The sequence below is a fragment of the Streptomyces sp. NPDC045778 genome (genome assembly GCF_056431945.1).
In genome coordinates this window covers 119,789-142,682 of record NZ_JBWKJZ010000026.1, presented here as the reverse complement: position 1 = coordinate 142,682, position 22,894 = coordinate 119,789, and the positions used below count along the sequence as shown (strand labels likewise).

Below are 22,894 nucleotides of genomic sequence, written 5' to 3'. Positions count from 1 at the left end.
GGTGTGGCGTCCCCCCCCTTTCCCCCCCCCCCCCCTCCCCCCCCCCCCCCGCCGCCCCCCCCCCCCCCCCCCCCCCCCCCCCCCCCCCCCCCCCCCCCCCGGCGCCGTTTCACGACTTGCGCAGCACCACGCCTTCCTGACCCGGCCGGCGGACCGGCCGTGCCTGATCGTTACGCCACCGCAGCGCCGCCCGCAGCGGGCGGCGCATTCCGCAGCAGCGGCCCGCCCGGGAGCCGGTGGTCGCCGCCGCCCTAGCGACGTCCGCCGCCAGGGCGATGACCACTCCTGTCACCGCTCCCGCGACGGCCAGCGCGGCCCGTCGCCGCGAGGGTCCGGGAGACGCCGAGAGTGTCGAAAGCATGGAGGACACAGCGCGCACAGAGCACTTCCTCTCCGTAGTCCGGTCAGCGGGTGATCCGCTTTTGTGATCACCCGCCGAGAGGCTGCGCCTGAACTGCCCCGATATGCATGCGGCGTCGGGAATCAACCCCTGTGAGTGATCAATAACGCCCGCAGGGCGGCGCGGCGGGAGCCGCACCGGCGCCGGTTTCAGCCCCGAAGCCGCCCACGGCCCGCCCTGTCCGCGCCCGGCGCCCGATGTGCAATGGGAAGCGAGGGAGCAGGCACGGAGAGGGTGGGCGGGGCTTGTGACGGGTGGGGCGCGGTGCGATCCTTGCCGCCATGCCGGTCACTCCTCGCCCGCCCGATCACGGATCGGTCCTCGCGGAGGTGAGGAGAGTGCGACGCGCCGGACTCGTCAGGCTGCGCGAGCTGGACACCCCCGAGCTCGTCCGCATCGCCCGTGAACTGCACCCGCCCGGCACCGGGTTGACCGACACCTCGGCCGTCGAGCGGCTCCTGCGCGGCGCCGTGTCCGCCGTCGGCGGGGGCACCCTCCAGGTCGCCGCCGAGTACAGTCTCGGACTCGCCCAGGGCACCCGCGACTGGCCCGCCGCCGACCGGCGCAGACGCGCCGCCCAGGAGTACGGCGTCAGCGTCGAACGCTTCCGCAAGCACCACGAGTTGATCGTGCTCGGACAGGTCGCCGAGCAGATCGTCGGCATCGGGGCCCGCGCCCTCGCCGGCCCCGGCAGCACCCGCCCGGACACGGGCGGGACCGTTACCGCAGGGCCCGAAGAGCGGCTTCCGGGGAGCCTGTTGGTGCCGCGCGCGCACCGCGAGGTGCCCGTCCGCCTCGCGCGGCGCACCGTCGCCACCACCGTGCACGTCCACTCCGTGGACCTGCTGCGCGACGTCGACGTCGTCGTGTCGCCGTCCAACACCTACTTCGCGCTGCCCGCCGCCTACAAGTCGTCCGTCGCGGCGACGCTGCGGCGGGCCGGGGCGCGCAGAGACCCCTCGGGGGGCCTCGTCGAGGACCACGTCCACGACGAGTTACGGGGGTGGGCCTCCCAGCACGGGGTGCCGGGCCGGGGGGCCGCGCCCGGGACGGTCGTCGCGACCTCCGCCGGGGCGCTCGCCGAGCAGGGCATACGGCGGATCTACCACGTCGCGGTGGCCGTTCCCCGGCCCGGCACCAACGACTACGACGTCCAGCCCGCCGACGTCACCCGCGGCGTGACCCGCGCCTTCGCCCTCCTGCGCGAGGAGTCCGCGCACGGCGGCGGACCGCCGCTCACCTCGATCTGCCTGCCGCTGCTCGGCGCGGGCCGCGGCGGCCTCTCGCCCCTGGAGAGCTTCGCCGCGCTCTGGGCGGCCGTCGAGGCCGAACTCGCCCGCGGCGCCGAGTGGGACGTGCACTTCGTGGTACGCCGCCACGCCCGCGCCGACCTCGTCGAACGGCTCCTGACCGGGCTCGGCGGCGGGGGCGGCCCCGGCGGCGGAGCCGGACGATGACGCGGTACCCGGGCGCCCACCGCCCCCTGGCTGCCCACCGCCCCCTGGGCCGCCCCCGCGACAACCGTCCCAAGAGCCGCCCGCGGGCGGCGGGCAGCACCCGTACAGGAGGAACGGCGCCGTGAACCCCTACCTCGTCCTCGCCGTCGCGGCGGCCGAATGGGACCGCGTCGCGACCCGCCTGGAAGGCGCGCCGCGCGAGCGTCTCGCCGCGCTCCTCGCCGACGTACGCCGCGAGGGCGCCGACGAGACGGTCCGGCGGGCCGCCGCCGAGGACGCCGCCGGGCTGCTGCGGGAGCGGCTGCCGGAGGAGTTCGGCGGCGCCGGGCCCGCGGGGGAGCAGGGGCGGCTCGTCCTGAGCGTGCCCGACGCCGGGAGCGACCCGCACCCCGTCCACCACGGCTACGCCGCCGAGGACCTGGCCGTGCTCCTGATGGACGGCCACCGCATGGTCGGCCCCGTGCTCGGGCCCGTCCGCGACCGGCTGCTCGCCGCCCCCGCCTGGGACGCGGCCGCCGTGCGCCGCCGCGGCGGGCGGCCGGACGCGCCGGGCCTCATCCGGCTGCCCGGCGTCGGCGGGCGGGCGCGCCTTCCCCGCTTCCAGTTCACCGGGGACGCCCGGCCGCTGCCGGTCGTCGTCGAGGTCAACACGGTCCTCGAAGCCGACCGCGACCCGTGGGGCGCCGCCGACTGGTGGCTGTCCGGCAACGCCTGGCTCGGCGACCGCCCCGCGAGCCTCCTCGGCACCGGCGGCGAGGCGCGGCTCGCCGACACCGCGCGGCTGCTGATGGAGGAGGACTAGCCGTGCCGAACTACCGCCCTCCGACCGCCCTGACCGGCACCCCCGGCAAGGCGACGCTGCCGAGCGGCACGACCCTGTACCGCGTGCACTCCGCCCGCCGCGACGCCGCCGCGTTCAACCCGCGCCCCGCGCACTGCCTGTACGGCGGCGGCCGCTTCGACGGCACGCCCTGCGATCCGTACGCCTATCTCTACGCCGGGCTCAGCGCGGCCGCCGCGGTCTGCGAGGCGCTCCTGCGCTCCCTGCCCTTCGACCCCGGGGGCGGGCCGCGCCTGCTGCCCCGCGCGAGCGTGGCGGGCCGCCGCCTGAGCGTGCTGCGGCTCACCGCGGACCTCGACGTCGTCCCGCTCCTGACCGGCCGTGACCTGGCCGCCGTGCACCAGGACAGCTGGCTGGTGCACACCGAGGCCCACGACTACGCGTACACGCGCGACTGGGCGCACTGGATCCGCGGCCACACCGAGCCCTGGGCGCGCGGCCTGCTGTGGTCCGCCAAGCGGGAGCCGGGTGAGCACGCCGTGGTCCTCTTCGGCGACCGCTGCCCGCCCGGCACGGTGTCCTCGGTGGAGGAGGCCGCCGTCGACTTCGGCACGGCCGAGGGCCGCGAGTGGCTCGACGCCCTCGTGGAGCCGTACGCCATCAGGCTCGCGCCGGAGGAGGGGACCGCGCTGTGACCGCCGACGCGACCTCCGATGACGCCGCCGCCACCGCCGACGCCGGCGACCTCACCACCGAGGACCTGTACGCCGAGCGGGCCGCCCTGCTCGACGCGCTTGCCGCGCTGCCGCCCGACGACCCGGACGGGCCCGAACGGTGGGGCCGGGTTGGGCATCTGAGCTACGTCGCCTTCCTGTGGGAGCACCGCCCGGACGACCTGCGCCAGGCGGCCGAGGCCTTCGAGCGGGCCTTCGTCGCCCCCGGGGACTCCGCCGACTGGGCCCTGTGGCGGGCCGCGTACGCGCAGACCGCCCTGTGCCAGTACACGGACGAACCGGGGCCCGCGCTGCTCGACACCGCGCTGCGGCTGCACGAGGAGGCCGCCGCCCACGCCGACGCGCTCGACCCGGCCGTCCTCATCGAAATACGGACGAACCAGGGTTACTTGTGCCTGGACCGGGCCCTGCGCTTCGGCGGCGGCCCCGCCGCCGCCCAGGCCGCCGCCGCGCACTACGGCGAGGTCCTCGCGGCCGCCGACCCGTCGAGCGACCTGCCGGGCGTGCGCTACAGCAGGGGCGTCGCCCTGATGGAACACGCGTGGCCCGCCCTGGACAGGACCGGCCTGGAAGAGGCCAGGGGAGAGCTGGTCCGCGCCCTGAGCGAAGCCCGGCAGCGGCCCGGTGACCCGCCGGAGTGGGCCCAGGAGGCCGCCGCCCGGGCCGCGACGGTCCGCGTCGTCGTCTGGAGCGCCTGGCCGGACCCGGCGCTCGCCACCGCCGCCGAAGCGGAGGCACGGGAACTCCTCGCCGACCCCGGGACCGAGCAGGCACTCAACCCCCGCTATCTCGACGGGTTCGCACGCGTGCTGTACGAGGGGGCCACCCTCCGCGGTGACGCGGCGGGCCGCGAACGGGCCGTCCGCCTGGTCCGGCGCGCGGTCACCGAGTGGCGGCCCGAGCGGGACGGCCGCATCGCCGCGACCGCGTTCTTCCTCGGCCTGTGGCAGCAGTCGCTCTTCCAGGACGACCCGGCCCCGCGCCGCGTCCGCGACGTCGCCGAGGCGGCACGGCTACTCCTCGCCGACGAGGGGGACGACGAAATGGGCCGCAGGGCCCAGGAGATGGGGCGGATGTGGGTGGGCTGGGCCCGGTTCATGGGCGCCGAACTCGGCCTCGAACCGGAGGACGACGGCCTGTTCCCCGGGACGAAGGGCGACGAACTGGGCCTGGACCAGGTGATCCAGGGGTTCATGAACGCCCTGGAGGAGGGCCGCACGTATATCGACCACAGCCGGGTGTTCGAGGGCTTCCCCGGCATGTCGGCGGGCTCCACGGGCCTGGAGGGCGCCCCCGAGCGCCTGGACCGCGCCTTCGCGGCCTGGCTCCGTACGGAGTCCGAGGAGGAGCGCGCGGCGGTGGCCCTGGAGATCCTCCCGTACCTCACGGTGATCGACCAGATCGTGCCCATCGGCCCGAAGCACACGTACGCGCTGATCGACTGCGTCCTCGCCTTCCGGCCCGACGACCCCGACTGGCAGCGCCGGGCCCACGCCGTCGTCGCGAGCGTCCGGCTGCGGGAGGAGACCGCGGGCGGGGGCGACGGCCTCGACGAGGTGATCGACCACTTCGCACGGGCCGAGGCGCCTTCGGACCCGCAGGCGCCGCCCCCGCCCGCCGGCTCCCCGGACGCCGACCAGCGGCACCGCGACCGCGTGGCCTTCGGCCGCATGCAGGCCTTCCGGCAGCGCGGCCTCTACGCGGGCACCGGCGACGACCGCGAGACCGCCCGGGCGGAGTGGGAGCGACTGCGCGAAAGCCCGCACATCGGCGAGCACACCCGGCGGGTCACGGACGCCCACCACGCCGCGCTCGCCGCCCAGGAGGCCGCCGCGCGCGGCGACCTCGACGCCGTCGACCGGCACATCGGCGACGCGGCGCGGGCCCACGACGCGCTCGCCGACGACCACCCCGGGCGCGCCGAACTCGGCACGCTGATCGAGAACGTCCTCATGGTCAGGGACGCCCTCGCCGCCTCCCTCGGCCGCCCGGCCGCGCCCCCGCCCGTCGCCCGCCTCACCGCGGCCCGGCTCCGCGCCGAGGCCCGGCGGCTGCCGCGCGACCGCCACGCCTGGGTCCTCGGCGACCAGGGCCTCATCCACTTCGCCCGCGCCTGCGACCCCCTGGACCCGGACGGGCTCCAGGAGGCCATGGGGCTGCTGCGGGAGGCGTACGAGCTGAGCGAGGAAGGCGGCGACGACTGGCTGCGGTACGGGGCGGGGCTCGGCGTGTGCCGGTGCACGGTCGCGGAGTCCGAGCGCGACCCCGCCGCGCGCGCCCGCGGCGTCGCCGCCGGACTCGCCCTCCTGGAGCGGGCGTTGAGTGGCTGCGGTGGCCCCGAACACCGCCTGTACGCCTCCACCGGCCTCTCCCTGGCCCGCGCCCACCGCACCCGCGACGACCGGCGCCGCGACGACCGCGCCGCCGCCCGCCGCACCGGGCTCGACGCGCTGCGCGGGCACGCCTGGGCCGCGCTGCTCCAGTCCGGTACGGGGCACGCCGCGCGGGCCGCCGCGCAGGCCACCGACGCGGCCGTCGAAGTCGCCGCCTGGTGTCTGCGCGACGGGGCGCTTGAGGACGCGGTGCGGGCGCTCGACGCGTGCCGGGGCCTGGTGCTGCACGCGGCGGTGACCTCGAGCACCGTGCCCGAGCGGCTCGTCGCCGCGGGGCGCCGGGAACTCGCCGAGGAGTGGGAGGCGTGCGCGGTGGCGGCAGGCGATGCCACGCCGACCGTGCCCAGCGCGCTGCGCCGCCGCGTGCTCGCCGCACTCACCGGCTCCGACGGCGCGCAGGACAGGCTGCTCCTCGACCCGCCCGCCGTCGACGAGATCGGCCGTGCTCTGCGCACGCTCGGCAAGGACGCCTTGGTGTACCTGGTGCCCGCCGCCGAGGGCGTGGGCGGCACCGCCGTCGTCATCACGGCCGACGGCGCCGCGCACGCCGTCGCGCTGCCCCTGCTCACCGAGGACGCGGCACCGCTGCGGGCCTACGACCCGGCCGCCGGAGCCGGGCGCGACCTGGGCCCGGCGCGGCCCGGGCCCCGCCTTCCGCCGCTGCGTGAGCAGTTGGACCGGCTGTGCGGCTGGGCCTGGTACGCGGGCGTCCGGCCGCTGTTCGACGCGTTCAGCGCGCCAGGACGCGAGCCGCGCCTGGTGCTCGTGCCGATGGGCGGCCTCGGGCTCGTGCCCTGGCACGCCGCGTGGACGGACACCGCCGAGGGACGCAGATACGCGCTGCACGAGGCGGAGATCTCGTACGCCGCGTCCGCACGCCTGCTCTGCGAGGTGGCCGCGCGTCCCGCCGTGCCGCACACCGGGGCCGCGCTCGTCGTCGGCGACCCCACCGGCGACCTGAGGTACGCGGGCGAGGAGGCGGACGCCGTGCAGCGCGCGTTCTATCCGCGCGGGCAGTTCCTGGGGCGCCGCGCGGGCGGCGCCGCCGACGGGCCCGGCACCCCCGCCGAGGTGGTGTCCTGGCTGACCCGGGACCCCGACGCGGAGGGGGCACAGGGCGCCGAGGGCGCGGTGCTGCACCTGGCCTGCCACGCCGCCGTCGCCCGCGACGCCCACCGCACCGCCTACCTCGCCCTGCACGGCGGTGACCTCGCGGCGGAGGAACTCACCGAGGCGATGGCCTCGGGGCGCCGGGGGCGGCTCGGCCTGGTGCTCCTCGCCGCCTGCCGCAGCCATGTCTCCGGGCACGGCGACAACGAGGCCTACAGCCTCGCGACCGCGTTCCTGGTCGCGGGGGCGCGCTCGGTGGTCGGCTCGCTGTGGCCGGTGCCCGACGACGCCACGTCCGTCCTGATGTTCCTGACCCACCATTTCCTGCGCACCGAGAGCGAGCCGCCCGCGCGGGCGCTGCGCCGCGCCCAGCTGTGGATGCTCGACCCGGCCCGCGCGCTGCCCGCCGCGCTGCCCGCGCCGCTCGCCGAGCGGGCCCGCCGGATCGACCCGGACGACCTGAGCGCGTGGGCGGGCTTCACGCACCTGGGGCGGTAGGCGCGGCCCCCGGCACGACCGTGCGCAGGCACAGCGTGCGGGCCGTCCAGAGGCCGGGCGACGCCGCCCCGCCGACCCGGCCCAGCTCTCGGGAGGCCCGTCGAGGGGACTCGACGCGCAGTACGTCGAAGCCGGCGGCCGGGCGCGAGCGCGCGCTCGCGCCGCCCCGCGGGTCCCAGGCGGGCAGGTGGAACGGCACCGTGTTCAGCTCGCCCTCGGCGACGATCAGCTTCAGCCAGTCCCGCGCGTACGCCCCGGGGACGGCGGGCCGCGAGGCGGGGAGCGACAGCTGCACCGGGTCGCCCTCCAGCGCGTACCCGGTGCGGCCGGGACCGATGAGGTCGCCGGGGAACAGCGTGGAGTGGCTGGCGTAGCTGTCGGTGAGGTCGAGCAGCACGCACCACAGGGTGCGTCCGGGGGAGCGGTTGTGGAGCCGGATGGAGACCCAGGGTTCCCTCGGCCCGGCCTTGTCCGCCTCGTCCGTCCCGTACGCGCGGACGATCTCGCCGCTTCCGTCCGGCACCAGCGCCTGGCCCGGTGGTGCGCCCCAGGGCGTGATCTCCACCTGGATCAGGTTGTCGAGCACCGAGGGCCTCGGGGTGAGGTCCCGCAGCTGGTGCCAGCGCGTGAGGTGCGCGAGGCAGTCCACGACCCGCAGCGCGTCCTCGTCCGTGCCGGTGAACGGCAGCGGCCCGGTGAACGGCGTCCCGTCCCGGCGGAGCACCCGGGCGCGGCCGTCCCGCACCAGCACCCGGAAGTGCGGGTCGCCGGTGTCCTCGGGCGCCCCCACGGCCCTCAGCAGCGGCGCGGGCACCCCGCCGGGACCGGCCATGGCCAGGGCGGACCGCAGCACGCCGACGGCGTCCGGGGCCGCTTCGAAGGCCACGGTGGCGGGCGCGAGCGCGAGGGCGGAAAGGGCCACGGGGTAGGCGCGGTCCGGGCCGGGCTCCCAGCCGACGGGGGTGACGAGGGTGCGGTCGGGGCGGACGTCGCGGGCGCGGACGACGGGTGCTTCCGGCTCGCGGGCGGGGGCCGCGGTGGCGGGGGTGTCCGAGGAAGCGCCCCCGGCCGCCTCCCGGGCCTCCTCCCGCACCACCCGGAACTCCGTCCCCTCCGCCCCCGCCCCCTCGCGCAGCCCGTGCCCCGTCCCGCAGTCGACCTCCCAGCCCTGGGGGCCGTACCGCAGCCGGTGCGGGCCGGGGGGCTGGGCCAGGGCCCCGCCGAGGAAGGGCCGGTCGGCGATGCCGGGCGCCGCCGGGTGGAGCACCGGCTGCTGGAGCCCGCCGCCGCGCTGCACGCGCGCGTCCGCCGCCGCGAGCAGTTCGCGGTACGTGGCGTCCGGGCCCGCCGCGCGGACCGCGCCGAGCAGCGCGTAGGTGAACGCGCCGTGCGGGCGCCCGCCGAAATACCCCTCGTACGACAGCTGATCCAGGCGGCTCGCGGCGAGCAGCACATGCCGTTCCGGGCCCTGGCGGAGCGGCACGTCCCGGGCCGGGAGCGCGCGCCGCGGCGGCTCGGCCGGGGGCGCGAACCGGGCCGTGAGGCCGCCCACGTCACGGGTCGCGCCGCCGGAGAAGCAGCAGTCGATGACCGCCACGACGTGCGCGCCGCGCGCCGCGACCTCGTCGAGGAGCGCGCCGAGCCGCTGGTCCGCCAGCGTCCCGTCCGCGCACAGCAGGGCCTGCGAACGGCCGGTCGCCTCGGTCAGGAGCGCGCTCCCGGACGCCCATGTGTGCGTACCGTGCCCGGAGAACCAGAACACCGCCGTGTCGCCGTCCCCGGCCGCCCCGAGGAAGTGGCGGACGCCGTCCTCCACGGCCGCGACCGTCACCTCGGCGTCGCGGACGACGGCGGTCCGCGCCGCGCCGCCGGTGCGGTGCGCGAGCAGCGCCCGCGCGGCCTCCACGTCGTTCACACAGCCCAGCAGCGGCCGGGCGGAGCCCCCCTGGGGGTAGGCATTGACGCCCGCCAGGAACGCGTACAGATCCGTCATGGCGGAGAGTGTGTCAGCGCGCCCCGGTCGAAGAGGCGCCGTCCCGGGGCGGGAACAGGGCGTCTTCCGGTTCTCCTTGGGGCGCCTGCCAGCCAACTTGCGCTATCGCAGGCATGATTGACGAAACATCACTAGTCTGCCTGTCTCGTGTCAGCAGTCGGGGGAGCACATGGGCCACTTGGAACGGCCGCGGCGGATCGTGGCGCCGGGCGCGGGCGCGGGCGCGGGCATGGGCTCGGCGGCGAACGCGGCGTCGAACGCGGGGGCGCGCGCGGGGGCGGCGCCGACCACCTGGGCCGGTGTCGGGCCCACGCGCCGCGAGCACTTCCGGCCGCGGGGACGTGAGCTGCGCGAGACGGTCGCGCGCCTGGACTCCGGGCTCGACGAACCGGCGTGCCGCACGCTCGCGGGCCGCGTCCGCGCGGAGTACGACACAGCGTACGGCGTCGTCCCTCTCGGCCTTTTCGCCCGCTGCCACCTCGGCCCGCCCTACGTGGACCACCGGCTCGACCTCTTCGGCGTGATCCTGCGGCACTTCGCGCCGTCCGACCCCGTGCCCGCGCCGTTCGCTGCCGCCCGGACGCTCGTGCGCTCCGGCGGCTACGCCTACGTGGAGGTCTACACCGGCGGCCTCCTGATCCCCGTACTGGACGACGGGACCGTCGTACGCCCGTGAGCGCCCCGGCCCGCAGGACGCCGACCGCACCCGCTCACGCTGAACCGGAGGGACGCGCATGCTCGAACGGGACCTCGCCCTGCACAACAAGGTGCAGCACGTCACCCAGCTCGTGCTCGGCCTCGCCGAGCAGGTGCGGTCGGTGTCCGGGCAGGTGGTGGCCGTCGAGGACGGCCAGCAGCAGACCCGCGACGAACTCCAGCAGCTGCGCGCGGAGTTCCTCGACTTCGTCGAGACCGCCCGGCTCACGGCCAACGTGCAGCGCGCCGAGACCCGCGTCGGCGTCATCCAGGATCAGGTGGACCACGAGTTCGGCCACCACAAGACGGTGCGGCGCACCGCCGTGGGCATGCTCCAGGCCTTCGACCTCGGCCTGGTCTCCGAGGACACCGTACGGACCGTCGGCGACCAGCTGATGATCCAGACCCCGCGCTACTGGCTCGCCCCCGCCCTGGTCGCGCTCGCCTCCTGGTCCGCCGACGACCGCGCCCTGTGCGAGCGGGCCGTGGAGGAGGCCTTCCGCCGCGCCCCGGACCGCACCTCGCTGTTCTTCGCCCTGGTGCTGCGCCGCCAGGGCCGCGAGGCGGCCGCCGTGCGCTGGCTGCGTCACTACCTCCTGGCGCAGGACCCGGCGGCCCTCGGCCGCGAGTTCGCCGTCATCCTGGAGTCCATCGCCCAGGGCGCGTTCGGTCTCGCGGGCCGCGAGCTGCTCGCCCGCACCCTCACCGACTGGCGCGCCCGCCTCCTCGACGACGAGCCGAAGCGGCACCAGCAGGTCACGCGCTGGCGCGACGAGATCGAAGGGCTGCGACAGGGCTCGGCCACCGAGGCCTTCCCGCGCCTGGCCCTGGTGACCCCGCAGTGGCCCCAGCTCGATGACGTGCTGCGCTCGGCCAGCGCGCACCAGGTGGTCCTGGACAAGTACCGGGCCGTCATGGAGGGCGAGTTCGCCACGTCGCAGCGCATCGAGGACGCCGTCGACGACATCCTCGACCGCCTCGTGTCCGAGTACGACGACGAGGAACTGCCGCTCCGCCGCGACCTCGCCTTCCAGCACGCCGTCATCGACCACGACGGCGACCTGGCCGCCGCCCGCAAGGCCGCCGACGCCGACGCCGCCTCGTACAGCGAGACCCTCGACTATCTGACCGTGCAGTCCGCGGCGGCCCTGAACCCGCCCGCGATCGGCACGTCCAAGGCCACCCAGCGCCTCGCGGTGGCCAGTTGTCACGAGTGGTTCCTACAGGCGCACACCGGCTTCACGCGCGACTACCGGAGCAGGGTTCCGCAGGATGTGCGCGCCGCCTACAGCACCGCGCTGACCGTGGCCCAGCGGCCCTTCCGGCTGCCGCGCTGGGAGCTGTCCTTCGCCCGGCCCCTGGACGAGCTGGAACGCTCCCTCGGCGACCACTGGGACCGGCACATCGGGCCCTTCGTCCAGCAGTTCGCGTACCCGCTGGTGCGCAAGTCCTTCGGACTCGGTGCCGTCGTGGTCGCCATCCTGGTGCTCGGCGGGCTGCTCAACGTCGCCTTCGGCCTGGTGGCAGGGGCCCTCGCCGGCCTGGTGGGCGGCCTCGTCATCCGCCACCGGGACCGGGCCGCGCGCCGCGTCCAGGACGGGGCCCGCGCCCACTTGGAGAAGCACAAGGGCGCCTCCCTGCTCCAGCTGCGGACCGCGTCAGCCGAACTCACCGACTGGAACGAGCGCTTCCGAGCCGCAGACGCGGTCGAGGCACGCTGCCGGGAGCTGATCGTGTCCCTGGAGACCGCCGTGCACGGCGGCGGCTCACCGTTCGAGGGCCGCACGGTGGCTCGTGACCGGGCCGCGTCGTGAACGCGGGCGCCGCACCGGACACACCGGACGCACCGGGCGCGCCGAAGAAACGTATCGAAGGAGGGGACAGCAGCCATGAGTTCCGCCCCGGACACCCCGACCCCGACCCCGCCCCCTGACTCCCCGCCCCCCGCCGCCCCCTGGGCCGCCGTGCCGGACGCCGCCGACGTGCGGCGCGCCACCAGCCGGCTGCGGCGGACCGTCGAGGGGCTGCCCGACTGGGAGCCGCTGCCTCCGGGCGAGACGCTGGTGCGGCGGGGCCGGGGCGGAGCGTGAGGTTCCGCCGTCGGCGGGGTGCCGCGCCGCCACCGGAGGCACCCGCCAACCCCGAGCCGGAGACCTACTGGGGCCACGGCGGTCCGTACCACGCCTGGGTGGACTTCCTGCGCCGCTGGGCCGCCGAGGAGGACGTACGCGCCGACGTGCTGCCCGGGCTCGCCGAGGACCGGTTCGCGGGCGAGACCTGGGAGCGGCTCGCGCGCCATCTGACCACCGCGCTCGACCTGCGCCTGCGCGCCTGGGGCGGCCGTCTGACACGGGCGCTGCACGCGGCGGCCGACGAGTTCTCCTACGGCCGCGAGCTGGCCCAGGCCCGCGTGGGGCTGCGGGCGATCCGCGCCGTCGCGGGGCACCCGGGTCTGCCCGGCGCCCTGCGACGCGGCGCCGCCGAGCTGGTCGACCGCCATATCAACTCGCTCCAGGCACAGTTGGAGCAGGGGCTCGACGAAGCCGAGCGGTCCGGCGGGCTCGACGCGCGCCACGCCGAACGCCGCCGCCGGGCCCTGCGCGACAACCCCCTCACGGCGGCCACCGGGCCGGAGGCGGGCACAGGGCGGGAGGCGGGCGCGGGACCGGGGCCGGACCAGCGGCCGCCGGCCCCCGCCGACCCCTGGGGCGCCCGCGACCCGACCGCGCCGCCGCCACGCCGCCGCGTCGTCACCGACTGATGCCGCAACCGCCCGTCCCCGCCGCCGACGCGATGAAAGGCCCCTCACCGCCATGTCGAACTACGCCGAGAGCCTGCGCCACCTGGAGGGCTACCTCTCCGCCCGTGTCCCGGTGATCGGCATGCGCACCATCGAGCAGCGCCGCGCCCTGCGACTGATCGGCGAGGCGGCGCGGCAGCCGCGCCGCAGCGGCATGCCGTTCTGGATCTACACGCGCGCCACAGGGCTGCGCGAGCTGCGCACCAACGCGCCCGTCCACGAGGACCGTTCGCTGACCGGGGCGATGGACTTCGCGGCCGCGCAGTTCAGCGGCAGGGCGAACGCCACCGTCGTCCTCGTCGACCCCGACCACCTGGCGGACGACACCCCCGTCACCCGGCACATCGCCGAGCTGGCCCGGCTCGCCGACGACAACATGGGCAGCATCGTCCTGCTCACCGACACGCCGATCTGGAGCGGTCTCCAGCGCCTCGGCATGAGCCTGCACCTGGACCTGCCGGACCCCGAGGAGATGTACGGCACGCTCACCGGCTTCCTCAAGGACCACCAGGGCCACCTCCCCATCGAGTGGACCGAGGACGACACCCGCCGCGCGGCCGAGTTCCTGAACGGGGTCACCGAGGCCGAGTGCGTCAACCTCATGGCGACGATCGCCGCGAAGGGCTCCGTCGAGCGGGACGACGTCCTGGGGCTCGCGCGGGCCAAGGACCGCATCTTCAGCAACCTCATGGGACTGGAGCGGGTGGTCCTGAAGGAGAGCGACTACGCGGTGGGCGGACTCTCCAGCCTGCGCGAGTGGCTGCGCCGCAAGCACCGCCTTCTGCACGCCGACCTGCGCGGCACGGACCTGCGGCCGCCGCGCGGCGTGCTCCTGGCCGGCGTGCCCGGCTGCGGCAAGTCCCTGTCGGCCAAGGCCATCGCCCACACCTGGCGCCTTCCGCTGTACCGCCTGGACATGGCCAGCATCCACGGCAAATGGCTCGGCGAGTCCGAGGGCCGCTTCCGGGAGGCCCTCGCGATGGCGGACCGGGTGGCGCCCTGCGTGCTGTGGATCGACGAGATCGAGAAGGGCCTCGCGGGCCGCGACGACATGTCCGGCGTACCGCAGCGGATCATCGGCCAGTTCCTGTTCTGGCTCCAGGAGTCGCGCTCGCGGGCCTTCGTCGTCGCCACCGCCAACGACATCCGGAGCCTGCCGCCGGAGCTGCTGCGCAAGGGCCGCTTCGACGAGCTCTTCTTCGTGGACCTGCCGGACGCCGCGGACCGCAAGGAGATCATCGAGCTGTACTACCGCCGCTATCTGCGCGCGGAGCCCGAGCCGCGCGAGGTGGAGCGGCTCGTGGACCTCTCCGAGGGGTTCGCGGGCTCCGACATCGAGTCGGCGCTGCACGAGGCGGGCGCGGAGGCGCTCCTGAACGACGGCGCCGCGCGGCTCAAGCCGTCGTTCCTGCCGGACGTCTTCGTCAACACGGTGCCGATGAGCCGGGTCGACCCGGAGCGGATCGAGGAGATCAGGGCCTGGGGCCGGGAGCGGGCCGTGCCCGCGGGCCGGGCGGCCGTGAGCCCGGCACCGGGGGGTGCCGGGCAGACGCGCCGCATCGTGTTCATGGACGACTGATGTTCATGGACGACTGACGGCTGTGCCGCTCAGCGCCCGGTCACTGCCCGGTGCAGTACTGCTGCTCCTTGCCGATCGAGCGGTACATGCAGTCGGAGTTCTCCAGGAGTTGGAGCACCGCGTCGCGGTTGCGGGAGGTCTCGCGCTCGATGACCTCGTCGGGCGGGTAGAAGCCGCCCCCGCCGGAGCGGGGGTACATCTCGAAGGTGTAGCCGAAGATCTTCTGGCTGCCCCAGAGGTAGTCGTCGATGGTGCCGTCGGTGATGTAGAGGTCGCTGGACTGCTCGGGCGTGTAGCCGTTGCTGGCGGCCATCTTGCGGCCGACGGTGGCGAAGGCGTCGTGGTCGTCCTGGGTGAGACCCGGCGCCGTGTCGTTGTACGTGTAGCCGTACGGCCACAGGACCAGCTCGCTGTACGTGTGGAAGTCGATGCCCGTCTTGATCTGCTGCTTGCCGCCGACCACCCGGCTGCGTACGAAGTCCGCGACGACCTTGACCTCGGGCGCGGACTCGGGGGCGCGGCCGCGGTAGGTCTCGGCGCCCGGTGTGCCCGAGGAGCCGCCGCAGCAGCCCCACTTGTAGTTCCAGTTGCGGTTCATGTCGGTGCCGGTGGCGCCGCCCGGGTTGGGCTGCCGGTTCAGGCGCCAGCTGCGGTAGGAGCCGGTGGCGATGTCGTACTCGCCGCCGTCGGGGTTGAGGTCCGGCACGATCCAGATCTCGCGCTCGTTGAGCATCTTGGTGACGCGCGCGTCGCTGCCGTAGCCCGCGCCGAATTCGCGCAGCAGATAGAGGGCCATCTCCACCGTCAGGTGTTCACGGGCGTGCTGGTGGTGGGTGAAGAGGACCTCGGGCTCGTTCTCGTCCGTGCCGACGTTGTCGCTGATCTTGATGGCGACGATGTCGCGTCCCTGGTACGACTTGCCGATCACGCGCTTGCTCATGATGTTCGGGTACTGCTGGAGCCGCTGGCCGATCTCCGCGTTCATCTCCGCGTAGTTGTGGTAGCGGGAGTCGGCGGGCGGGAAGTCCCGCACCCGCACCGGCCCGTCGCCCGAGCGGTCGGGCGGCCCCGCGAGCGCCTTGAGTGTGTAGCCGAGCGCGCGCAGCTTCCGGGCCTGGGCGGCGTTCGCGGAGACCACGACCCCGTGGTCGCCGGCCTCGTCGATGGACACGCCGGTCGCGGCGAGCGCCGTGCGGGCGGCGCGCGTGGCGGGCCCGGGCACGGAGTACTGGCGGATCTCGTCCTCGGCCGCGGCGGCGGCCGCCGCCTTCTTGGCCGAGGGCGACGAGCCGTCGGACGCGTTGGCGCTGAGGGGTGCCGCGACCGCGAGGGCGAGCACGGCCGCGAGGGCGGCTGATCTCTTTCCGCGTATGCGAAGTCGCATGAATGCTCCTGTGGGGGTGGGGGTGGTGCATTGCGACGCATGTGGTGCGGGTGACGCGAGCGGGCGGGGTGCCGGGTGGGCACGGCCCGTGCTGGCCCATGGTCGCGGGATGGCATGTTCTGGTCAACGCGTCTTTGAGCCGACTGTGCGGGGGCCGTGCGGCGGCCCCGCGGTGGCTGTGCGGTGCCTCGGTGACGCCCGCGCGGCCGGGGCGCGCGCCTCCCGTGTCACACGGCCCGCTGCCGTACGACCCCTTGTGCGCCGCGCGTCCTTACGCTTTCTTGATCGCATGGCCGAAACCAAGGGTGGACCCAGCACCGCCGGGGGCGTCGACTCCGCACCCCGCAAGTCCAGTTGGAAGTACATCGGTCCCGGCATCGTCGTCGCCGCCACCGGGGTCGGCGCCGGCGACCTGGTGGCCACGCTGATCGCGGGCAGCAACTTCGGCTACACGCTCCTGTGGGCCGCCGTCATCGGCTGCGTCGTGAAGATCTCTCTCGCCGAGGCGGCGGGCCGCTGGCACCTGTCGACCGGCCGCACGCTCTTCGACGGCTGGGCGAGCCTCGGCCGCTGGACGACGTGGTTCTTCGTCGTCTACGTCGTGGTGTGGGGCTTCGCGTACGGCGCGGCGGCGATGTCGTCGTCGGGCCTGCCCCTCCAGGCCCTGTTCCCCGACGTGATGGACCTGAAGTGGTGGGGCGTGCTCACCGGTGTGGTGGGCCTGGTCTTCGTCTGGTTCAACAAGTACGACGTGTTCGAGAAGGTCATGACGGTCCTGGTCGGCGTCATGTTCGTCGTCACCGTGTACCTGGCGATCCGCGTCACCCCGAACCTGGGCGACGCCGTCGCGGGCCTGCTGCCCGTCCTGCCCGACGAGAAGGACTCGGTGCTCAACACCCTCGGCCTCATCGGCGGCGTCGGCGGCACCATCACGCTGGCCGCGTACGGCTACTGGGTGAACGCCAAGGGCTGGACGAACACGGGCTGGATGAAGGTGATGCGCTTGGACAACCGCGTCGCGTACATCACGACCGGCGTCTTCGTCGTGGCCATGCTCTTCGTCGGCGCCGAGATGCTGCACTCCGCGAACGTGGCGATCGCGAGCGGCGACAAGGGCCTCGTCCAGCTGAGCGACATCCTGGAGAAGGAGTACGGCACCGCCACGTCGAAGCTCTTCCTCATCGGCTTCTTCGCCACGTCCTTCACCTCCCTGATCGGCGTCTGGCACGGCGTGAGCCTGATGTTCGCGGACTTCGTCGAGCACTACCGCAAGTCCCGCACGGGCGCCGACGGCACCGCGTCGACCGGCGCCGAGGTGGCCGCAGGGGCCCGCGAGCGCTCGGTCCCCTTCCGCGCGTACCTGCTCTGGCTGACCTTCCCGCCGATCATCCTGCTCTTCCAGGGCCAGCCGTTCCGCCTGATCATCATCTACGGGGTCCTGGGCGCGGCCTTCATGCCCTTCCTGGCCCTGACCCTGATCTGGCTCCTCAACTCCTCGCGCACGCCCGCGGAGTGGCGCAACGGCTGGCTCAGCAACGGCATGCTGGCGATCGCGGGCCTGCTGTTCCTCGTCCTGTGCGTCAAGCAGATCACGGACCAGGACTGGGGCAGCTTCTTCTGACCTGGGGATGCGGCAGCGCCGCCGTGGCCGTGACCGGGGCGACGGCGGCGCTGCGCAGGCCGGTGGGGCTTACGGCAGGCCGTGGACGTGCGGGCCCACGGCGTTGGACCACGCGTTCCCGTTCAGGGCGTCCCAGTTGGTCGACCAGGTCATGGCCCCCCGGATGCCCGGGTAGGTCTTCGACGGCTTGAACGACCCGCAGTTGGTGCTGCGCGCCAGACAGTTGAGGGCGTTGTTCACGACGGTCGGCGACACGTACCCCGAACCGGCCCCGCGCGGCGACGCGGGCGTCCCGATCCCCACCTGCGACGGCGCGAGCCCGCCCTCCAGCTGGATGCAGGCGAGCGCGGTCAGGAAGTCCACGGAGCCCTGGCTGTAGACCTTCCCGTCGCAGCCCAGCATGGCCCCGCTGTTGTAGTACTGCATGTTGACGACGGTGAGGATGTCCTTCACGTTCAGGGCGGTCCTGAAGTACGCGTTGGACGTCGACTGCATGCCGATGGTCTGCGGCGCCATGGTGAGCACGAGCCCCGGGCCGGCCTTCTGCGAGAGGGACTTGAGGGCCTGGGTCATATAGGTGGCGTTGAGCCCGTTCTCCAGGTCGATGTCGACGCCGTCGAAGCCGTACTCCCGCATGAGCGCGTACACGGAGTCGGCGAAGTTGTTCGCGGCGGCCGAACTGTTCACGGACACGCTGCCGCGCTCGCCCCCGACCGAGACGACCACGGACTTCCCGGCCGCCTGCTTGGCCTTGATGTCGGCCTTGAACTGGGCGACGGTGTAGCCGCCGAGCCCCGCGGAGTCGAGGTTGAAGGTCACCTTCCCTGGCGTCCCGGTGGCGTCCGCGAAGGCCACGGCGATGATGTCGTACTGATCCTGCACCTGGCCGAGCCGCTGCACGGTGGCTCCGTTGTTGAAGTTCTGCCAGTACCCGGTGAGGGCGTGCTTGGGCACGGCCCGCGCCTCGGCTTCCCGGGCGTCGGCGCTCCCGGCCCCGCCGGTGGCGAGCCCGGCGACCGCAAGGCCGAACGCGGCGATCATCCCGGCGAGAACGCCGCTCTTCTTCCTACGTGTACGTACGCGTGCGCGGTCCACTTCAGCCTCCGGTGGGGGGAGGGCCCGTACGGGCCGGAAGGGGCGGTGGCCACCGCTGGTGCTTGGTCGTACAAGTTGGTCCAGACCAATGTGCTTGTCAAGGGGGTGCGTGACGGCGGGCCCGGCGGGCTGGCGTGGCTGATTCCGCATGTCTGCGTCACTCCGTCGACGAGGTTGTGACGTCGCGCTGGCAAAGGTGGTGCGTTTCAAACCTCGCCTCTGGAGCGGTTCAGAAATGGCGCGTTCATGACCCCGGCTTGAGGGTTCAATCGTGTGATGCGGCGAGTATCCGCTTGGCTCCGAGGTGGCTGCGGGTTGATGGAGGTCGAAGTTCCGTTTTCGGCGCCCTTGTTGAGGTTGCACAGGAAGTTAAATTTGTGGCGCAGTTCACATTGACGCAAGGAATCAGCTGGGCGTTAACTCTCTCCACCTGCAAACTGTGAAGTTTTCGTAACTCTGGGGTGGGGACTGTGGAGTTGGGGTGGGGGCATCGTCATGCCCGAAATCGAAGAAGGTCACGACGTGCTGCCGGGGGAGTGACGGCGACAGCCCTTCTCCTGTCGCTGCTGCCGACGGTCGCGTTCGCCGTCACCGGCGGTGAGGCGCACGCCTCGGCGCCTGCCGGGCCGCTGACGGAGCAGACCGCCTCGCAGCGCGCGGAGGCCACGGGCGAGCCGGTCGAAGTGACGTCGGAGCGCACCGAGTACACGACGACGATGGCGAATCCCGACGGCACGTTCGTCATGACCCAGGCGACGGAGCCGCAGCGGGCCCGTGACAAGAGCGGGGCGTGGCGGGGCATCGACGTCACCCTGGAGAAGCGGCCCGACGGCACCGTCGGGCCGAAGTCCGCCGTGGTGGACCTCGCCTTCTCCGGCGGCGGTAGCGGATCCGGGCTGCTGACCCTGGGGGCGGAGGGCCGGCGGCTCAAGCTCGGTTGGCCGGCCGCCCTGCCCCAGCCGACCCTCGACGGCGCGACCGCCACGTACGCGGACGTACCGGTCAAGGGCGTGGACCTCCAGCTGACGGCGACGGCCGAGGGCTACCGCGAGGTCCTGGTCGTCAAGTCGGCCGAGGCCGCGGCGAGCCCCGAGCTGGAGAAGGTCAGGCTCACCGCGCGCGGCGAGGGCCTGAGCGTGACCCCCGGCGAGGGCGGAGGCCTGCGCGCGGTCGACGCCGACGGCAACGCCGTGTTCCGGGGGCCGTCCGGGCAGATGTGGGACTCGGCCGGTGACACCGCGCCCGCGCCCCGCAAGAGCCTGCGCGCGATCGCCCCCGAGGACCGCCCCGCGAGGAAGGGCGTCACCGAGGACCCGGCGCAGCCCGGCCAGGGGGACGCGACCGCGGACCTCCCCGTGACCGTCGGGGACGGCGCGGTGTCGGTGACCCCCGACCTGGACCTGCTGCGCGGCGAGAAGACCGTGTACCCCGTCTTCATCGACCCCTCCGTGGGCCTCGGTCTCTCCGAGTGGACGAAGCTGTCGTCGGACGGCGACAAGTTCTGGAAGTTCAGCGAGCCCAAGGGCGTCGGCCGCTGCGGCATCGCCGACGGGTACTACTGCGACCTCGGCGGCTACACGGACCGGATGTACTTCGAGTTCGGCGCCTCGAAGCTCGCGGGCAAGCACGTCCTGGACGCCACGTTCCGCGCATACGAGACGTGGTCGTTCAACTGCCAGCCGCACTGGGTCGACCTGGAGCGCACGGACAACATCTCCGAGGGCACGCGCTGGCCCGGCCCGAAGCAGCTCGACCAGATGGGCGACCGGTACGTCTCGGCGGGGCGCGGCAACCTGTGCAGCCCCGAACAGCCCAACTCCTGGATTGAGTTCAACGACAATCCCGACGAGAAGGACGAGAACCTCGCCTCCACGGTGCGGGCCCTCGCCAACGGCAAGATCTCTCGCCTCACGCTGATGCTGCGGGCCAAGGACGAGGGCGAGCCGCGGGCGTGGAAGCGGTTCGACAACAATGCCGAACTCAAAGTCTGGTACATGCACAAGCCGGGGGTGCCGACCTCGGTCGGTGCCATTCCCGGCACGGGCAACGGCAAGGCGCAGTGCAGGTCGGCGAAGGACCCTGTGACCGTCACGGTGGACAAGCCGACGATCCAGGCCCGGGTGCAGACCAAGGTCGAACAGCATCAAGGGGAAGAAGAGGGCTCCCTCCAGGCCGAGTTCGTGATGCAGCGCTCCAGCACGGACACGACGTCGGGTACGTGGGACGAGGTCTGGAAGGACTACAAGCCGGACTCGGGCTGGGACCCGGACGGCACGATGGAGAGGATCACCACCACCAAGCGGGCGGACGGCGGCCTGTACCGCTTCAAGGCGCGCACCCAGTCGCACTGGGTCTACGGCGGCAAGAAGGGTGACCTCTTCTCCCCGTACTCGAAGTGGTGCTACCTGCGGATCGACTCGACCGCGCCGAAGGAGCCGACGATCCAGTCCTTCGCTCCGTACTCCGAGTGCACTGCCGACGACTGCGCGGCCCGTGGCGGGCCGGGGAAGGGCGGGCTCTTCTTCTTCCGCCCGAACAAGGCCGACAAGGACGTGAAGGAGTACCGGTGGCGCCTCCTGACCTCGGACGCCGACGCGACCAGGACGGTGAAGTCGATGGGCGACGGGTCGGCCATGGTCCCGTCCCTCAAGCCCGGTCTTGCGGGCACCCAGACCCTCTCCGTGGAGGCCAGTGACCTGAAGAAGGACAAGGAAGGCCGGGTGCGCTGGGGCCCGCCCGCCGAGTTCGTCTTCAAGGTCGGCGCGGCCGAAGGCACGACCGGACGGTGGCGCTTCGACGACGCGGGGCCGGGGTCCAGCAAGACCGTCGCGAACGACACCGGCCAGGTCGGCAGCCGCCACGACGTCGTGCTGCGCGACGAGGCCGGTACCGACTGGTCGACGCTGGGCCGGCGCGGCGCCGGGGACTATTCGCTGCGCCTGAACGACAACCAGAGCGACCCCGACAAGCAGATCGGCTACGCCTCCACGGACGGCGTCCCGGTCAACACCCAGGACTCCTTCACGGTGTCCGCGTGGGCGTACCTGACCGACGACAAGCCCAACCGCGTGGTGCTGTCCGCGCCGGGCGAGCACGGCTCCGCCTTCACGCTCTACTACTCCTCCGCCCTCAAGAAGTGGGTGTTCAACCGCACCGACCAGGACAAGGACGGACCCGTGTACATCCGTTCCACGGCTGACGCGGAGAACCCGCCCCTGAAGGTGTGGACGCATCTCGTAGGCGTTTTCGACACACAGGACAACGCCGACGAGAAGGACGACACCATCCAGCTCTTCCTCAACGGTAGGCCCCAGGGCAAGCCGGTGGTGCTCGCGGACGAGGCTCCCAAGTACACGCCGTGGACCGCCGACCGGAACATGATGGTCGGGCGCTCGAAGGTGGGCGGTTCCTACGCCGAGTACTTCTTGGGGAGGATCGACGAGGTCGCCACGTGGCAGCGTCCGCTCACGGGGGATCAGATCCGGGAGGAGAGCCGTCTGGAGCGCGGCGGCCTGCCCACCAACGAACTAGTCGGGCACTGGGACGCCACCATCTCCTCCGGAGGCCAGGTCGTCGAGAGCCCGGAGGACCCGGACGACCCGTCCAGCGCATCCTTCCCCTACCACCGGGGCCCACTGGACCTCTCCGACTCCGGTGCCCGTCTGACCGGTGACGACGCCACCTCCCTCGTCCTGGACGGCAAGAGCGGCTACGCATCGGTCGGGGGCCCCGTCGTCGACGAGACCGGGTCGTTCACCGTCTCGGCGCGGGTGCGGCTGACCAAGGCCGACTTCGCCGGCAAGGACGTCGGCTACCGGACGCTCGTGGCCGGGCAGGCCACGCCAGTCGGCAAGGAGTCGTCGTGGGCGCTGTGGGTGGAGAAGGTCTCCTCCGGCGCCTACCAGTGGAAGTTCGGACGCACCGCGGTGAACGCCGACGGCAAGGTCGTCGCCACGGCGGTGGCACCGGCCGAGGACACGATCGGCACCAAGGAGTGGGACACCTGGGTCGACGTGACCGGGGTCTTCGACGCCGGACTCGACTTCACCGACGACGACGGCGACCAGCGCTTCGGCGTGGCCCGGCTCTACGTCGGCCAGTTCGCCCAGCAGGGTGAAGACGACGCGGGGCTCGCCAGGGCCCAGCAGGGTGACGGCGCCCTGACGGTGGGACGTGGCTCCGCTCAGGGCAAGACCGGTCACTACCTGCCGGGGGACCTCGCGAAGCTGCGCGTGTGGGCCGGCGCGATGAACCGGGAGCAGGTCACCGACCGGATCGCGGAGCCCTCGACGTAGGCCGACGGGGCCTTCGTCCCGGCCTTCTCTTCTCCCTCACTGGTTTCGAAGGCGTGCG

The 22,894-nt window shown here is 73.7% G+C and carries 14 protein-coding genes; 11 read left to right on the top strand and 3 right to left on the bottom strand.

Going from position 1 to position 22,894, the window contains the following annotated elements; translation table 11 throughout:
* The first annotated feature begins 681 nt into the window (after positions 1–681).
* The 4 genes from AC07GB_RS29000 to AC07GB_RS28985 all read left to right on the top strand — a co-directional run bounded on the left by AC07GB_RS29000 (position 682) and on the right by AC07GB_RS28985 (position 7,373).
* Entirely contained in the window at positions 682–1,857 is a 1,176-nt protein-coding gene (locus tag AC07GB_RS29000) for a macro domain-containing protein (RefSeq protein WP_478850510.1), read from the top strand.
* A gap of 121 nt (positions 1,858–1,978) precedes the next feature.
* Positions 1,979–2,659 carry a hypothetical protein gene (locus AC07GB_RS28995; RefSeq protein ID WP_478850508.1) on the top strand — a complete coding sequence of 227 codons (681 nt, stop codon included), beginning with the start codon at positions 1,979–1,981 and terminating at the stop codon, positions 2,657–2,659.
* Between the two features lie 2 nt (positions 2,660–2,661).
* Positions 2,662–3,333, top strand: coding sequence for an RES family NAD+ phosphorylase (locus AC07GB_RS28990; protein WP_478850506.1), 672 nt, complete (start codon positions 2,662–2,664; stop codon positions 3,331–3,333).
* Positions 3,330–7,373 (top strand): CHAT domain-containing protein, encoded by a 4,044-nt coding sequence (locus AC07GB_RS28985; RefSeq protein ID WP_478850504.1) that lies wholly within the window; start codon positions 3,330–3,332, stop codon positions 7,371–7,373. Before AC07GB_RS28990 ends, AC07GB_RS28985 begins: the two co-directional genes overlap by 4 nt.
* Here the strand turns inward: AC07GB_RS28985 and AC07GB_RS28980 are convergent.
* Positions 7,354–9,366: a caspase family protein gene (locus AC07GB_RS28980; protein ID WP_478850502.1), complete on the bottom strand. Its 2,013-nt coding sequence runs from the start codon at positions 9,364–9,366 to the stop codon at positions 7,354–7,356. The two genes, AC07GB_RS28985 and AC07GB_RS28980, sit on opposite strands and share 20 nt — an antisense overlap.
* A gap of 169 nt (positions 9,367–9,535) precedes the next feature.
* On the opposite strand from AC07GB_RS28980, the gene AC07GB_RS28975 reads away from it, so the two are divergent.
* The 5 genes from AC07GB_RS28975 (at position 9,536) to AC07GB_RS28955 (ending at position 14,441) form a co-directional block, all read left to right on the top strand.
* Positions 9,536–10,042 carry a hypothetical protein gene (locus AC07GB_RS28975; protein WP_478850500.1) on the top strand — a complete coding sequence of 169 codons (507 nt, stop codon included), beginning with the start codon at positions 9,536–9,538 and terminating at the stop codon, positions 10,040–10,042.
* 58 nt (positions 10,043–10,100) lie between these two features.
* Positions 10,101–11,876 carry a hypothetical protein gene (locus AC07GB_RS28970; protein ID WP_478850498.1) on the top strand — a complete coding sequence of 592 codons (1,776 nt, stop codon included), beginning with the start codon at positions 10,101–10,103 and terminating at the stop codon, positions 11,874–11,876.
* A gap of 75 nt (positions 11,877–11,951) precedes the next feature.
* Complete coding sequence (locus tag AC07GB_RS28965; RefSeq protein ID WP_478850496.1) at positions 11,952–12,152, top strand: hypothetical protein; 201 nt, start codon at positions 11,952–11,954, stop codon at positions 12,150–12,152.
* A complete protein-coding gene (locus AC07GB_RS28960) occupies positions 12,149–12,823 on the top strand; it encodes a hypothetical protein (protein WP_478850495.1) in 675 nt (224 codons plus the stop codon). Before AC07GB_RS28965 ends, AC07GB_RS28960 begins: the two co-directional genes overlap by 4 nt.
* A 52-nt stretch (positions 12,824–12,875) precedes the next feature.
* The gene (locus AC07GB_RS28955; RefSeq protein WP_478850493.1) at positions 12,876–14,441 is read left to right on the top strand and encodes an AAA family ATPase; all 1,566 of its coding nucleotides are present in this window, start codon (positions 12,876–12,878) and stop codon (positions 14,439–14,441) included.
* A gap of 40 nt (positions 14,442–14,481) precedes the next feature.
* Here the strand turns inward: AC07GB_RS28955 and AC07GB_RS28950 are convergent, their stop codons facing one another.
* Positions 14,482–15,825, bottom strand: a complete 1,344-nt coding sequence (locus AC07GB_RS28950) for a M14 family metallopeptidase (protein ID WP_478850491.1) — start codon at positions 15,823–15,825, stop codon at positions 14,482–14,484.
* 289 nt (positions 15,826–16,114) lie between these two features.
* Between AC07GB_RS28950 and AC07GB_RS28945 the strand changes: the two genes are divergently transcribed.
* Positions 16,115–17,446 carry an Nramp family divalent metal transporter gene (locus AC07GB_RS28945; protein ID WP_478850489.1) on the top strand — a complete coding sequence of 444 codons (1,332 nt, stop codon included), beginning with the start codon at positions 16,115–16,117 and terminating at the stop codon, positions 17,444–17,446.
* Positions 17,447–17,515: 69 nt separating this feature from the next.
* Here AC07GB_RS28945 and AC07GB_RS28940 read toward each other — a convergent pair whose 3' ends face one another.
* Positions 17,516–18,541 carry a chitinase gene (locus AC07GB_RS28940; RefSeq protein WP_478850487.1) on the bottom strand — a complete coding sequence of 342 codons (1,026 nt, stop codon included), beginning with the start codon at positions 18,539–18,541 and terminating at the stop codon, positions 17,516–17,518.
* Positions 18,542–19,077: 536 nt separating this feature from the next.
* Here AC07GB_RS28940 and AC07GB_RS28935 point away from each other — a divergent pair.
* The gene (locus tag AC07GB_RS28935; RefSeq protein WP_478850485.1) at positions 19,078–22,836 is read left to right on the top strand and encodes a laminin G domain-containing protein; all 3,759 of its coding nucleotides are present in this window, start codon (positions 19,078–19,080) and stop codon (positions 22,834–22,836) included.
* Positions 22,837–22,894: the final 58 nt, after the last annotated feature.